The following is a 14,228-nucleotide window of genomic DNA, read 5'->3' as shown; positions in this document are numbered from 1 at the left end:
TGGTCACGGGTCGGCGTCGCCATTCTGATGATGGTCAGTCGATGGGGGGAGATTACTCCGAAACCACGGCGTGTCGCTGCGGTCCGCGGTGCCTAATCGCACCTGGCGTCTGTCATCGGCCCGGATTCCGGAAAGCCCAGCTGAATCAGCCGAATTCCGTCACGACGAGTGATCAGCCGACCACGCCCCGGCGGCATCCGTTCCGGCCGGACGGTGCCGATCAACGCACCCTCCTCGGCCGGCCCGGACATCACCAGTCCGGGCGCGGACAGCTCGCGCAGCCGCTGCAGGACCGGCTCGTAGAGCGCCCGGCTCGCACCGCCGGCCCGCCGGGTGAGCACCAGGTGCAGACCGATGTCCCGGGCCTGCGGGAGGAACTCGAGCAGCGGGGCCAGCGGGTTGACCGGGCCGGCCACCACCAGGTCGTAGTCGTCGACCAGGACGAACAGCTCCGGGCCGGTCCACCAGGAGCGCTCGCGCAGCTGTCGCGCGGTGACCTCCGGGCCGGGCAGCCGGTTCCGCATGTATCCGGCGACCGACTGGATCAGGTCCAGGGTGGGCTGGGTCTGCATGCCGTAGCCGATCCGGTGGTCGGTCTCCGGCAGGTCGATCAGGCTGCGCCGGTAGTCGACCAGGATGATCCGGGCCTGCTCCGGGGCGAACCGCCCGGTCACCGACAGGGCCAGGGCGCGCAGGAACGACGACTTGCCGCACTCGGCGTCGCCGAGCAGCAGGAAGTGCGGATCGGTGGCGAAGTCGACGGTCACCGGCTGCAGATCCGACTCGGCGATGCCGATCGGCAGGCGCAGCCCTTCGCCGGCGCCGGCGATCCCGCTCCACGGCACGACCGGTGGCAGCAGCCGCACCGGCGGCGCGCCCGGCCCGGACCAGGCCGCCGCCACCGCCTTGACCAGCTCGGCGGTGTCGCCCAGCGAGCGCACCTCGGGCCGGGCGGTGAGCAGGTGCAGGAATCGGCCGGGGCCGGCCGGGTCCTCGGTCACGCCGCGGCCGGGCTGCTGTTCCGGGACCGCGAGGGCGGCCCGGCGGCCGACGAACGAATCGGACGGGTCGCCGAGCCGCAACTCCACCCGGGACCCGAAGAGGTCGCGGACCGCCGGCCGGAAGTCCATCCAGCGGGAGGCGGCGGCCACCAGGTGGATGCCGTAGGAGAGCCCCCGGGTGGCCAGGTCGGTCAGCACCGGCTCCAGCTCCTCGAAGTCGGTGCGCACCGTGCTCCAGCCGTCCACCACCAGGAAGACGTCCGCCCCGGCGCCCCGCTGCCACGCGGTGCGCTCCCGCTCGGTCAGCAGGGCCACCATCTCGCCGGCGGTCCGGCGTACGCCCTCCGCCTCCAGCCGCCCGAACACCCCGCCCACGTGCGGGAGCCCGCGCAGCCCGCCCAGCGACCCGCCGCCGAAGTCCAGGCAGTACACCTGCGCCTCGGCCGGGGTGTGGGTCAGCGCCAGCCCGCAGACCAGCGCCCGCAGCGCCGCCGACTTGCCGCTGAGCGTGCCGCCGACCACCGCCACGTGCCCGGCCGCCCCGCCCAGCTGCAGCCAGAGCACGTCGCGCAGCTGCTCGCGCGGCTTGTCCAGCAGCGCGACCGGCACCTGCAGGGCGCCGTGCAGTGCCGGGTTGGCGCAGCTCAGCCCGCGGTCCGCGATCAGCGCCGGCGGGCCGAGCAGGTCGTCCAGGGTGGCCGCGGCGTCGAGCGGCGGCAGCCACACCCGGTGGGCCGGCGGCCCCTGCCCGGCCAGCCGGTCGACCAGCACGCTGAGCAGGGTGGGGCCGTCCGGCGCGGGCTCCGGCCGGACGATCGGGGCGGACGCCGCCACGGTCCGGGTGGTGTACGGCGTGACCCGCCCGGGCGCCTCGCCGGGCGGGCGGCCGGCCCGGGGCAGCCGGCCCGACACGTACGACCCGCGGAACCGGATCAGCGGCCCGCCCCCGCACTTCAGGTAACCGTGCCCGGGGGTGCCGGGCAGCTCGGCGGCGTCCGGCACCCCGAGCACCGCCCGCGACTCCATCCCGCTGAACGTCTTCAACCCGATCCGGTACGACAGGTGGGTGTCCAGCCCGCGCAGCCGTCCCTCCTCCAGCCGCTGACTGGCCAGCAGCAGATGCACCCCGAGTGACCGGCCGAGCCGCCCGATCTGCAGGAACAGGTCGATGAACTCGGGTTTCTGCTGGAGCATCTCGGCGAACTCGTCGCAGACCACGAACAGCGACGGCAGCGGGGGCAGCGTCGCCCCGGCCTCCCGGGCCCGCTCGTAGTCGGGCAGCCCGGCGTAGTTGCCGGCCCGGCGCAGCAGCTCCTGCCGCCGGATCAGCTCGCCGTCCAGCGCGTCCGCCATCCGGTCGACCAGCGGCAGCTCGTCCTGCAGGTTGGTGATCAGCGCCGCGGTGTGCGGCAGCCGGTCCAGCGAGGCGAACGTGGCCCCGCCCTTGAAGTCGATCAGCACGAAGTTCAGCGACTCGGAGGAGTGCGTGCCGGCCAGCGCCAGCACCAGGGTGCGCAGCAGCTCCGACTTGCCCGAGCCGGTGGCGCCGATCAGCAGCCCGTGCGGGCCCATCCCGTCCTGTGCCGGCTCCTTGAGGTCCAGCTCGACCGGCAGCCCGTCGGCGGTGGTCCCGATCGGCACCCGCAGCCGGTCCCGAACCGGCCGGGGCCGCCAGCCGCGGGCCGGGACGAAGCTCTCCGGGTCGCCGATGCCGAGCAGCTCGGCGAACCCGGTCTCGGCCGGGGCCGGTGCGCCGTCCGGGTCGGCCGGGCCGGCCAGCCGCAGCGGGGCCAGCCGCCGGGCGATCGCCTCGGCGGTGCTGACCGGCAGGCCGTCCGCCCGGCCGGCCTCCGCCGCCAGGTCCCGGGTGCCGGTCAGCAGCGCGCCGGCCGGGTCCACCTCGAGCACCACGGCCGCCCGGTCGAGCAGCCGGGGCGGCGGGGTGTCCAGGTCCAGCACGGTGACCGCGTCCAGGCTGTCGCCGGCGGGCAGCGGCTCGGCGCCGTCCCGGACGATCACCACGTGCGGGCCCGGCCCGGGCAGCTCGCCGGGCTGGAACCGGGGCCGGCCGGCGAGCACGTCACCGAGCAGCCGGTCCAGCTCGGCGCTGTCGCCGGCGACCAGCCGGACCGGGCCGAGCGCGTCCTGGCGGTGCGGGTGCAGGGCGTGCGGCAGCCATTTCAGCCACTCCCACCCCGGCCGCCGCGCCGGACCGGCGCAGACCGCGATCAGCAGGTCGTCCGGCGCGTGGAAGACGGCGAGCTGGATCAGCGCGGCCCGGACCAGCGCCCGGGCCGGCTCGCCGCCGCGCAGGTGCACCCGGGTGAAGCCGCGCAGCGACAGGGCGACCGGCAGGTCCGGCACCACCGACCAGGTGTCCAGGAAGCGGCGCAGCGCCCCCGCGGTGGCCGGCTCCAGCTCGGGCAGCGGCCGGGTCTCCGGCGGCAGCAGCGGGGTGGCCAGGGTCTGCGGCCCGAGCCCGACCCGGACCACGCCGAAGTCCGGATCCTCCGGCCGGCGCTCCCAGAGCCGGTGGCTGCCCACCGTGGACCAGAGCCGCTCCGGGTCGGGATGCCGGTAGAGCAGGCCGGCCCGCTGCCGGCGCGCGGTCTCCCGGACCCGGCGGCGCAGCCCGGCCAGATGCCGCAGGTAGGCCCGGCGGGCGGCGGCCGACTCGGCCCGCCGCGGCCCGCCCGCCGACCCGAACGAGGTGGCCAGCATGGCGATCGAGGAGATGCCGAACAGGCCACCGATCACGTACGAATAGGGCCCGCCGCGACCCTGGCCCATCAGCATCGCCATCGCCACCGTGCCGCCCAGCATCGGCAGCACCATCAGCGCCTGCCGCCAGCGCCCGGCGGTGGCCGGCGGCACCTCCGGCGGCGGCTCGACCGGCAGGTCGCCGGACGGGATCTCCGGCCCCGGCCGCCGCTCGGCCCGCCTGATCGTCACGGTGCCCATCCGCGTGCCGCCTCCCGTCGCCCGACCGGCTCATGCTAGATACATTGACGTCGATCCCGCAGTACCGACGAGTCTCCTGTGGACAACCGAGAGGGGCCTGGTGGACACCGGTCTGGCCCGTGTCACGATCAGCGCGCCGCGACGCCGGGTGGACGTGGCGCTGCCCGAGCACGTGCCGCTGGCCGAGCTGCTGCCCGAGGTGCTGCAGCACGCCGGCGAGGACCTCGCCGACGTGGGCGAGCGGCACGGCGGCTGGGTGCTGCGCCGGGCCGGCGGGGGCATCCTGGAGACCGGCCGCGGGCTGCACCCGCAGGGCGTGCGCGACGGCGAGGTGCTGCATCTCTGCCCGGCCGACGACGAGTGGCCCGAGCTGGAGTACGACGACGTGGCCGAGGCGGTCGCCGAGGCCGCACGGCAGCGCGGCGGGGTGTGGAGCCCGGCCACCACCCGGGTCGCCGCCCTGGTCCTCGCGGCGATCGCGCTGACCGCCGGGCTGGCTGTCCTGTGGCGGGGTGTGGCCGGTGGCGCCGGGCTCGGCCTGGCCGTCCTGCTCCTGCTGGCCGCGGCCACCGCGTCCCGGGCGTTCGGCGCGGGCCGGGCGGCCGTGCTGCTCGGCGGCTTCGCCCTGGCCTACGCGGGCGTCGGCGGCGCGGTGCTGGCCGGTCCGGCCGACCCGGGCGGGGCGCTGCTGGCCGGCTCGGTGGCGCTGCTGCTCGCCGCGGCCGCCGGCGGGTTCGGGGTGGCCACCGGGGTCCCGGTGTTCGCCGCCGGCGCGACGGCCGGGACGCTCGGCGCGGTGGCCGCGTTCACCGGCCCGGCCGTGCTGCTGGCCGTGCTGGTCTGCGGGGTCGCGCTGCTCCCGGCGCTCGCCATCCGCGTGGGCCGGCTGCCGCGGCCGCCGGTCGACGTCCCGGACGATCCGGCGCTGGAGGCGATCCGCCGCCGCCCGGACCGGGTCGCGGTGCTGGCCGCTGTGGACCGGACCGACGAGTTGCTGACCGGCCTGCTGGCCGGGCACGCGGTGCTGGTGGCCGGGGCGGCCGTGGCGCTGGCCCGGATCGACACCCCGGCGGCCCGGGCGCTGCTCGGCGCCGGGGCGGTCGCGCTGCTGCTGCGGTCCCGGCTGTTCCGGGCCCGGCGGCAGCGGCTGCCGCTGCTCGCCGGCGGACTGGCCGCCGCGCTGGCGCTCGGCGTGGATCTGCTCGGCGCGGCCGGTCCGGGGGCGCTGCCGGTGGCCGCCCTGGGCTGCGTGCTGCTGGCCCTGGCCGGGGTGGCCTGGCCGGCGCTGCCGCCGTCCCGGTCGCCGGCCCGGGTCGCCGACGTGCTGGACGTGCTGGCCACGGTGGCGGTCATCCCGCTGGCCTGCGCGGTGGCCGGGCTCTACGAGGCGGTCAGCGGCATCGCGTTCTGATACGACCGCACCTGCGGGGCCGGAGCCCCGCAGGTGCGGTCGTCAGCGGTGCGTGGGAAGCGAGCGGTCAGTGCTCTCCCTCGGCCTCTTCGGCCTCGGCGCGAGCGAACGACGCCTTGATCTCGGCCTCGGCCTCGACCCGGCCCACCCAGGTCGCGCCCTCGACCGACTTGCCCGGCTCCAGGTCCTTGTAGACCGTGAAGAAGTGCTGGATCTCCATCCGGTCGAACTCGCCCAGGTGGTGGATGTCCCGCAGGTGCTCCTGGCGCGGGTCCTCGTAGGGCACGCAGAGCACCTTGTCGTCGCGGCCCTTCTCGTCGGTCATCCGGTACATGCCGATCGCGCGGGCCCGGACCAGGCAGCCGGGGAAGGTCGGCTCCTGGATCAGCACCAGGGCGTCCAGCGGGTCGCCGTCCTGGCCCAGGGTGCCCTCGATGTAGCCGTAGTCGGCGGGATACTGTGTCGCGGTGAAGAGGGTCCGGTCCAGGCGGATTCGCCCGGTCTTGTGGTCCACCTCGTACTTGTTGCGCTGCCCCTTGGGGATCTCAACCAGAACGTCGAAATCCATTATTTCGCTCCCCTTTTGCTTGCCCGCTTGAATAGACCGGTCCGCCGGGCGGGGAAGCGGGGGGTGGAAGCAGGGCCCGCAGGATCCGCGCGCGACGGTGTGCCGGATGTCGCTAGTCTCCCCTAAGTCTGACGCCACGGGCGAGGAGGGGCGTGTGACGAGGCAAGATTCACAGAACGGTTCGGGCCACGACGGCGTGTCGGACGGGTCAAACCGCCCGGATGCCGGTAAATGGCAGTCCGGCTGGGCCAGTGTGCCACCCGGCGACCCCGGCCGGCCCGCGGTTCCCCAGGATCAGCAGCCGACCGCGCTGAACCCGGCGGTGGGCGGCACGGGTGCGTACGGAAAAGCCTCGGTCCCGCTCAACACCGCCCGCCCGGCCTCGCCCGCGCCGTCCGGCGCCTCCTCGGCCACCCCGTCCGGCGCGTCCGGCGGCGCCGACCCCGGCCCGCTCCCGGCCGACAAGAGCCGATTTTTCGGTACGAAGGTCGTGGCCGCCGCGGCAACCGTCGTCGTCCTGGTCGCGCTCGCCGTCGTCGGGCTCGTCGTCCGGCCCGGTCCGATCGACGGCTGGCTCAGCGCCGAGTCCCCGGCGCCCACCCGCCCGGCGATCACCCCCGACCCGAAGCCGACCCCGGTGCTGGCCGCCGTCGCGGCGCAGGGCGAGCCGCCGAGCGCGCCGGCGGTCAAGGCGGCCCTCGATCCGCTGGTCGGCTCGGCCGCGCTGGGTGACCGGGTGCACGCCTCGGTGGTCGACGTCGCCTCGCAGGAACTGCTCTACTCCCGGGACGCCGAGGTGCCGACCACCCCGGCGTCGACCACCAAGCTGCTCACCGCGGTGACCGCGCTGGCCGCCCGCGGCCCGGCCTACCGGCTGGCCACCCGGGCGGTGGCCGGCGGCCGGCCCGGCGAGGTGGTGATCATCGGGGGCGGCGACCCGACCCTGGCGATCAACGCCAAGGCGCAGTTCCCCGGCGCGGCCCGGCTGGACCGGCTGGCCGCGCAGGTGCGCAAGGCGATGGGCGGTACCCCGATCACCCGGGTGACCGTGGACATCTCGCTGTTCAGCGGCCCGGAGACGGCCAAGGGCTGGGACTCCGAGGACATCTCGCCGCTCGGCCAGGTGTCCCGGATCCAGGCGCTGATGACCAACGCCGGCCGGATCACCCCGGTGCACAACGAGCACGGCGGCGACCCGCGCTTCTCCGACCCGGCGCTGGCCGCCGGCCGGGCCTTCGCGAACCTGCTGGACGTCCCGTCCGAGCGGGTCGGCAAGGGCAAGGCGCCGGCCGCCGCGGCCGCCTCCGCGCCGGCCTCGGCCGCGGCCTCCGCCCCGGCGGCCGGCCTGACCCCCGGCCGGGAGCTGGGCCGGGTGGAGTCGCCGCCGCTGGTGCAGATCCTCGACTGGATGCTGCAGCAGAGCGACAACACCCTGGCCGAGGCGATCGGCCGGCAGGTCCCGCTGGCGGCCGGCGCCGAGGCGAGCTTCGACGGCACCGCCGAGGCGATGATCCAGAAGCTCCGCGACCTGGGGCTGAACGGCGACGAGGCGGACCTCTACGACGCCAGCGGCCTGTCCCGGAACAACGGGATCAGCCCGGCGCTGCTGGTGCAGACCCTGTCGCTGGCGGCCAACGGCACCCGGCCGGAGCTGTCCGCGATGTTCGACGGCCTGCCGGTGGCCGGCTGGTCCGGCACGCTGCGGACCCGGTTCGTCACGCCCAGCCCGAACCGGACCGCGCAGGGCGTGGTGCGGGCCAAGACCGGCACGCTGAGCGGGGTGAACACGCTGGCCGGGGTGCTGGTCACCAAGGACGGGCGGGTGCTGGCGTTCGCCCTGATGGCGAGCGCCACCTCGGACGCCGGCGCGGCCAAGTCGGCGCTCGACAAGGTGGTGGCCAAGCTGGTCGCCTGCGGCTGCGCCTGATCCGCCGCCCGGGCAGGCTCGGGGTTTCACCGGAGTGCGCTCTGGAATCACGCGGGTACTGTCAGCTCCATGGCGCAGTTCGTTGATTGGGATCTGGCCGCCGCGACCGCGGGCGCGCTGTCGAAATCCGGCCCGGCGGTCTCCTACGACGAGGCCGCTCAGGTGGTGTCCGAGCTGCGGGTGCTGACCGACGAGGCGGCCGGGCACGTGGCGGCGTACACCGGCTTGCACCCGCAGACCGAGGCCGCCCCGGTGCGGGTGGTCGACCGCCGCGACTGGGCGAAGGTGAACATCGCCGGCCTCCGGCAGGTGATCACCCCGCTGGTCACCAAGCTGGCCGGCGACCGGCAGCCGGGCGCGTTCGCCGAGGCGATCGGCTCCCGGGTGACCGGCGTGCAGGCCGGCACCATCCTGGCCTACCTCTCCGGCCGGGTCCTCGGTCAATACGAGGTGTTCTCCGCCGACCCCGGCCAGCTCCTGCTGAACGCGCCGAACATCGTCGAGGTGGAGCGCAAGATCGGCGCCGACCCGCGGGACTTCCGGCTCTGGGTCTGCCTGCACGAGGTGACCCACCTCACCCAGTTCACCGCGGTCCCCTGGATGCGCGGCTACTTCCTCGGCCAGGTGCAGGCCTTCGTCGACGCCTCGCAGGGCGGCGAGCACATGCTGGAGCGGATGCGCCGTGGCGTCGCCAGCCTCTCCGACGCGCTGCGCGATCCGGAGAGCCGGGCCTCGGTGCTGGACATCGTGCAGACCCCCGGGCAGAAAGCCGTGCTGGACCGGCTCACCGCGCTGATGACCCTGCTGGAGGGGCACGCCGAGTTCGTGATGGACGGGGTCGGGCCGGAGGTGATCCCGTCCGTCGAGTCGATCCGGGCCAAGTTCAACCGCCGCCGGGAGACCGGCAACCCGCTGGAGAAAACCATCCGCCGGCTGCTCGGCATCGAGGTCAAGATGCGGCAGTACGCGGAGGGCCGCAAGTTCGTGCACGGCGTGGTCGAGCGGGTCGGGATGGATGCCTTCAACAAGATCTTCGAGTCCCCGCTGACCCTGCCGGCGCTGGACGAGCTGGGCGACCCGGACGCCTGGGTGGCCCGGGTCCACGGCCCGCGCCCGGCGCTCGACTGACCGTGGCCCGGATCCCGGCCCCGGTCGCCGCGATCCGCACGGCGGTCCGGCGCGGCCTGGCCGACCTGCCGGCCGACGCGCTCGTGCTGGTCGCCTGCTCGGGCGGCGCCGACTCGCTGTCGCTGGCCGCGGCGGCCCGGTTCACCACCGCCCGGGTCGGGCTGGTCACCGTGGACCACGGCCTGCAGGAGGGGTCGGACCGGCGGGCCCGGTCGGTGGCCGCCTGGGCCCGGGACGCCGGCTTCGACCCGGTGCGGGTCGCCACCGTCACGGTCGCCGGGCTGCCCGGCGGTCCGGAGGCGGCCGCCCGGAGCGCGCGCTACACGGCGCTGGAGTCGGCCGCCGGCGAGCTGGGCGCGGCCGCGGTGCTGCTCGGGCACACCCGCGACGACCAGGCCGAGACGGTGCTGCTGGCGCTGGCCCGGGGCGCCGGGCCGCGCGGGCTGGCCGGGATGCCGGAGCGGCGCGGGGTGTTCCGCCGGCCGCTGCTCGACGTGGCCCGCGCGGACACCCGCAAGGCGTGCGCCGCGCTCGGGCTGGCGCCCTGGGAGGACCCGCACAACACCGACCCGGCGTACGCCCGCTCCCGGGTCCGTGGCACCGCGCTGCCCACCCTGGTCGGTGCGCTGGGTCCGGCCGTGGTGGGCAACCTGGCCCGGACCGCCGCGCTGGTCGCCGCGGACAACGCGGCGCTGGACGAGCTGGCCGTCGCGGCCCTGGAGCAGGCCCGGTCGGCGGCCGGGCTGTCGGTGCCGGCGCTGGCCGGGTTGCCCGCCGCGATCCGCGGCCGGGTGCTGCACCGGTGGGCGCGGGAGCTGGGGGCGCCCGGCGGCGCGCTGGCGTACCCGCATGTGACCGCCCTGGACGCGCTGGTGACCGGCTGGCGCGGGCAGGGGCCGGCGTTCCTGCCCGCCGGGATCGCGGTGGCGCGGCGGGGGAGTGACCTCGTTCGGGTGGTTCCGACCCATATCAAGTGAGGTCGCCGGATCGGAATCCGGCCCCGTTTCGCCATCGGTAACCTTGATGCGGCAGGCTTAGGCACATGGCTGATGGCTCTTGGTACGACGCCGACATCGACCACGTGATCATCTCGGAGGAGCAGATCCGCGAGAAGATCGACGAATTGGCGAAGCAGGTCTCGGTGGATCACGCTGACGCCACCGACGGCATCCTCCTGGTCTGCGTGCTGAAGGGCGCGGTCATGTTCATGGCCGACTTCGCCCGCTCGCTGGGCCGGCACGGACCGTCCACCGAGATGGAGTTCATGGCGGTCTCCTCCTACGGGCAGGGCACCACCTCGTCCGGCGTGGTGCGGATCCTGAAGGACCTGGACCGGGACATCGCCGGCCGGCACGTGCTGGTGGTCGAGGACATCGTGGACTCCGGGCTGACCCTGTCCTGGCTGATGAAATACCTCGAGTCGCGGCAGCCGGCCAGCGTCGAGGTGGTCGCCCTGTTCCGCAAGCCGGACGCGGTGAAGGTGCAGGTGCCGGTCCGCTACGTGGGCTTCGACATCCCGAACGAGTTCGTGGTCGGTTACGGACTGGACTTCGCGGAGCGTTACCGCGAGTTGCCGTACGTGGGGGTGCTGAAGCCGGAGGTCTACGCCCGTAGCTGAACCGCTTTTCTCAGCGTGTTCTCAGTAATGGTGGTTATCGCCTGTTTTATTGCTGAAACGCGCTGGATTGCGGGGGGTTACGTGGAGTTCGCCCTCCGGCCTCACGGGTTCGCAAACCGTGCCCACGGTGTACGGTCGAGTGACCGATGGCGCGGTGTCACGAGCGCCGGAGGGGCCGGGAGTGATTCACCGACGCCAAGCGGGGAATTGATCCGGCGGCCGCCGGTGGGCGGCGACGTTGAGGTGACCAGGACGCCGATCAGGAGGGTCCGGGCGCTTGGCGCCCGACAACAGTATGGAACGTACGCGTTTCTTCCGCCGCCCGGTGGTCTGGATCATTCTGGTGATCATCGGCGTAGTCGCGCTGAGCTCGATCTTCACCAGTGGTCCGAGCTACCAGCGAGTTGATACTTCGGTCGCGCTTGAGCGTCTGAACCAGCCCGGCATCGAGAAGGTCGTCCAGAAGGACAAGGAGCAGACGCTCCAGATCGATCTCAAGGACGCCGAGCAGTTCAACGGCAAGTCCACGGACAAGATCGAAACCCAATATCCGTACGAGGTCACCAGCGATGTCTGGGATGACGTCCTGGCGGCCAAGGCGGCCGGCCGGATCACCGGGACGATCAACAGCACCGTCTCCGGCGACAACATCCTCCTCAGCCTGCTGATCAACCTGCTGCCGATCGCCATTCTGGTGGTCCTGCTGCTGCTGTTCATGTCGCAGATGCAGGGTGGCGGCTCGCGGGTGCTGAACTTCGGCAAGTCCAAGGCGAAGATGATCACCAAGGACACGCCGAAGACGACGTTCGCCGACGTGGCGGGCGCCGACGAGGCGGTCGAGGAGCTCCAGGAGATCAAGGACTTCCTGCAGAACCCGGCGAAGTACCAGGCCCTGGGCGCCAAGATCCCGAAGGGCGTGCTGCTCTTCGGCCAGCCCGGTACCGGTAAGACGCTGCTGGCCCGCGCGGTGGCCGGCGAGGCCGGGGTGCCGTTCTACTCCATCTCCGGCTCGGACTTCGTGGAGATGTTCGTCGGTGTCGGCGCCAGCCGGGTCCGCGACCTCTTCGAGCAGGCCAAGTCGAACGCGCCGGCGATCGTCTTCGTGGACGAGATCGACGCGGTCGGCCGGCACCGTGGCGCCGGCATGGGTGGCGGTCACGACGAGCGCGAGCAGACGCTCAACCAGCTGCTCGTCGAGATGGACGGCTTCGACACCAAGGGCGGCGTGATCCTGATCGCGGCCACCAACCGGCCGGACATCCTCGACCCGGCGCTGCTGCGCCCGGGCCGGTTCGACCGGCAGATCCCGGTGGACAACCCGGACATGGAGGGCCGCAAGGCGATCCTGCGGGTGCACGCCAAGGGCAAGCCGTTCACGCCGGACGTCGACCTCGACTCGGTGGCCCGTCGCACGCCCGGTTTCTCCGGCGCCGACCTGGCCAACGTGATCAACGAGGCCGCCCTGCTGACCGCGCGCAACGAGAAGCGGGCCATCTCGAACGACTTCCTCGAGGAGGCGATCGACCGGGTCATCGCCGGCCCCGAGCGCCGCACCCGGGCGATGAGCGACAACGAGAAGAAGATCACCGCGTACCACGAGGGTGGGCACGCGCTGGTCGCCTACGCGCTGCCGCACTCCGCGCCGGTGCACAAGGTGACGATCCTGCCGCGCGGCCGGTCGCTGGGTCACACCCTGGTCCTGCCGACCGAGGACAAGTACACCCAGACCCGCGCCGAGATGATCGACACCCTGGCGTACGCGCTGGGTGGCCGGGCCGCCGAGGAGCTCGTCTTCCACGAGCCCACCACCGGCGCCGGCAACGACATCGAGAAGGCGACCGGCCTGGCCCGCGCCATGGTCACGCAGTACGGCATGAGCTCCAAGCTCGGCGCGGTGAAGTACGGCACCAGCAACGACGAGCCGTTCCTGGGCCGCAACATGGGCCACGAGCGGGACTACTCGGACGCGGTCGCCGCCGACATCGACGCCGAGGTGCGTGCCCTGATCGAGCTGGCCCACGACGAGGCCTGGGAGATCCTGGTCGAGTACCGCGACGTGCTGGACAGCATGGTCCTCGAGCTGATCGAGAAAGAGACGATCACCCGCGAGGACATGGACCGGATCTGCGCCCGGGTGGCGAAGCGTCCGCCGATGTCGCCGTTCAACGGGTTCGGCAAGCGCCTGCCGTCCGAGGCTCCGCCGGTGCTCACCCCGGCCGAGCGGGACAAGCTGAAGGCACAGGCCGAGTCGGACGGTCAGCTCGCCGTCGGGCCGAACGCCAACGGCGCCGCGGAAGGCAGCAACTGATCAACACGCGAGACGAACTCGACTACCTCGCCGCCCGGCTGGTCGACGGCAAGCTCACGGGTACACCCGTCGAGCAGGCCGTCGACCTCGGGCGGATCGAGAAAGCGGTCCGGGAGATCCTCATCGCGATCGGTGAGGACCCGGACCGGGACGGCCTGGCGCGGACCCCCGCCCGGGTCGCCCGTGCCTATGCGGAGCTGTTCGCCGGCCTCCGGGTGGACCCGGCGACCGTGCTCACCACCACCTTCGAGGCGGACCACGAGGAGCTCGTGCTGGTCCGCGACATCGAGGTGCAGAGCATGTGCGAGCACCACCTGCTGCCGTTCAAGGGCGTCGCGCACATCGGCTACGTCCCGGGCACCGACGGCCGGATCACCGGCCTGTCCAAGCTGGCCCGCCTGGTCGAGGTCTACGCCCGCCGCCCGCAGGTCCAGGAGCGGCTCACCTCGCAGATCGCCGACCTGCTGATGAAGCAGCTGGGCGCGCGCGGCGTGATAGTGGTCCTGGAGTGCGAGCACCTGTGCATGGAGATGCGCGGGATCCGCAAGGTCGGCGCCCGCACCGTGACGTCAGCGGTCCGTGGCGCCTTCCAAACCGACGGCAAAGTCCGAGCCGAAGCGATGGCTCTCATAAACGCGCGGTAGTCAGTCGAGCGGTCCGGCCCGCCCCCGCGACGTCCGACCGCTCCCCGCACACCCGCCACTGTGCAAAACCCCCGCCCGCACCCGCGTGATGCAAAGCCCGGCCGCAGCCCCCGCCGTGGTGCAAAGCCCGGCCCGCGGCACCCGCCGTGGTGCAAAGCCCGGCCCGCGGCACCCGCCGTGATGCAAAGCCCGGCCTGCGGCACCCGCCATGGTGCAAAGCCCGGCCTGCGGCACCCGCCATGGTGCAAAGCCGGCCCGCAGCACGCGCCGTGGTGCGAAATTCCGGGCTGCGGCGGCCGCCGGGTGCGAAAGTCCAGTCCGGGGCGCCTGCCCGGGGCGGGTCCCGGCCATCGGCTTGCCGCGGCGCCCGCCGGTGGTCACTGTCCCGGCCGCGTCCCGTTCCCTTGGCTGGCTTCCATGGGTGTCTCAACCGCGTTGAGACACCCATGGGAGCCAGCCGGGGACCTTGAGCGGGGGCGTGGCGGTGACCAGCAGCTCAGTGGGTTTTGATCTGGCTCGTCGTTACCACCCGCGGACGTCGCCCTTGCGGGCTGAGCGTTCTGGACGCGCCAGCGGCCAGCTCAGGCCGGAAGGGTCCCTGGCGGGAGCGACGATCAGTGATCAGCGCGGATCCGAGTCAGGATTCTGAATTTGATCTTGGA

General features: G+C 73.6%; 9 protein-coding genes. 7 read left to right on the top strand and 2 right to left on the bottom strand.

Annotation, left to right across the window (positions count from 1 at the left end; genetic code table 11):
- Positions 1-92: 92 nt before the first annotated feature.
- On the bottom strand, positions 93-3,962 hold the full coding sequence (gene eccCa / locus BJY16_RS06445) for a type VII secretion protein EccCa (protein ID WP_185038194.1): 3,870 nt from the start codon (positions 3,960-3,962) through the stop codon (positions 93-95).
- Positions 3,963-4,062: 100 nt separating this feature from the next.
- Here eccCa and eccD point away from each other — a divergent pair, with 100 nt between their 5' ends.
- On the top strand, positions 4,063-5,373 hold the full coding sequence (eccD, locus tag BJY16_RS06440) for a type VII secretion integral membrane protein EccD (protein ID WP_185038193.1): 1,311 nt from the start codon (positions 4,063-4,065) through the stop codon (positions 5,371-5,373).
- 67 nt (positions 5,374-5,440) lie between these two features.
- On the opposite strand, the gene BJY16_RS06435 is transcribed toward eccD, so the two are convergent.
- Positions 5,441-5,941, bottom strand: a complete 501-nt coding sequence (locus tag BJY16_RS06435) for an inorganic diphosphatase (protein WP_185038192.1) — start codon at positions 5,939-5,941, stop codon at positions 5,441-5,443.
- Positions 5,942-6,194: 253 nt separating this feature from the next.
- Here BJY16_RS06435 and dacB point away from each other — a divergent pair, with 253 nt between their 5' ends.
- The 6 genes from dacB to folE all read left to right on the top strand — a co-directional run bounded on the left by dacB (position 6,195) and on the right by folE (position 13,566).
- On the top strand, positions 6,195-7,868 hold the full coding sequence (dacB, locus tag BJY16_RS06430; RefSeq protein WP_311775301.1) for a D-alanyl-D-alanine carboxypeptidase/D-alanyl-D-alanine endopeptidase: 1,674 nt from the start codon (positions 6,195-6,197) through the stop codon (positions 7,866-7,868).
- Between the two features lie 69 nt (positions 7,869-7,937).
- Positions 7,938-8,996, top strand: coding sequence for an Rv3626c family coenzyme F420 biosynthesis-associated protein (locus BJY16_RS06425; RefSeq protein ID WP_185038190.1), 1,059 nt, complete (start codon positions 7,938-7,940; stop codon positions 8,994-8,996).
- A gap of 2 nt (positions 8,997-8,998) precedes the next feature.
- Positions 8,999-9,973: a tRNA lysidine(34) synthetase TilS gene (gene tilS, locus BJY16_RS06420; RefSeq protein WP_185038189.1), complete on the top strand. Its 975-nt coding sequence runs from the start codon at positions 8,999-9,001 to the stop codon at positions 9,971-9,973.
- Between the two features lie 65 nt (positions 9,974-10,038).
- Positions 10,039-10,614, top strand: a complete 576-nt coding sequence (gene hpt / locus BJY16_RS06415; RefSeq protein WP_185038188.1) for a hypoxanthine phosphoribosyltransferase — start codon at positions 10,039-10,041, stop codon at positions 10,612-10,614.
- Between the two features lie 295 nt (positions 10,615-10,909).
- Positions 10,910-12,922, top strand: a complete 2,013-nt coding sequence (gene ftsH / locus BJY16_RS06410) for an ATP-dependent zinc metalloprotease FtsH (RefSeq protein ID WP_185038187.1) — start codon at positions 10,910-10,912, stop codon at positions 12,920-12,922.
- On the top strand, positions 12,919-13,566 hold the full coding sequence (folE, locus tag BJY16_RS06405; protein WP_185046298.1) for a GTP cyclohydrolase I FolE: 648 nt from the start codon (positions 12,919-12,921) through the stop codon (positions 13,564-13,566). The genes ftsH and folE overlap by 4 nt, the downstream gene beginning before the upstream one ends.
- Positions 13,567-14,228: the final 662 nt, after the last annotated feature.

Source organism: Actinoplanes octamycinicus, assembly GCF_014205225.1.
Taxonomy (GTDB): Bacteria; Actinomycetota; Actinomycetes; order Mycobacteriales; family Micromonosporaceae; genus Actinoplanes; species Actinoplanes octamycinicus.
This window is presented reverse-complemented; position numbering and strand designations above follow the sequence as displayed.

What these genes read in the sequence shown, in the direction of transcription:
- eccCa (WP_185038194.1), bottom strand. Translation starts at nt 3,962, where the DNA reads ATGGGCACCGTGACGATCAGGCGGGCCGAGCGGCGGCCGGGGCCGGAG.
- BJY16_RS06425 (WP_185038190.1), top strand. Translation starts at nt 7,938, where the DNA reads ATGGCGCAGTTCGTTGATTGGGATCTGGCCGCCGCGACCGCGGGCGCG.
- BJY16_RS06435 (WP_185038192.1), bottom strand. Translation starts at nt 5,941, where the DNA reads ATGGATTTCGACGTTCTGGTTGAGATCCCCAAGGGGCAGCGCAACAAG.
- hpt (WP_185038188.1), top strand. Translation starts at nt 10,039, where the DNA reads ATGGCTGATGGCTCTTGGTACGACGCCGACATCGACCACGTGATCATC.
- ftsH (WP_185038187.1), top strand. Translation starts at nt 10,910, where the DNA reads ATGGAACGTACGCGTTTCTTCCGCCGCCCGGTGGTCTGGATCATTCTG.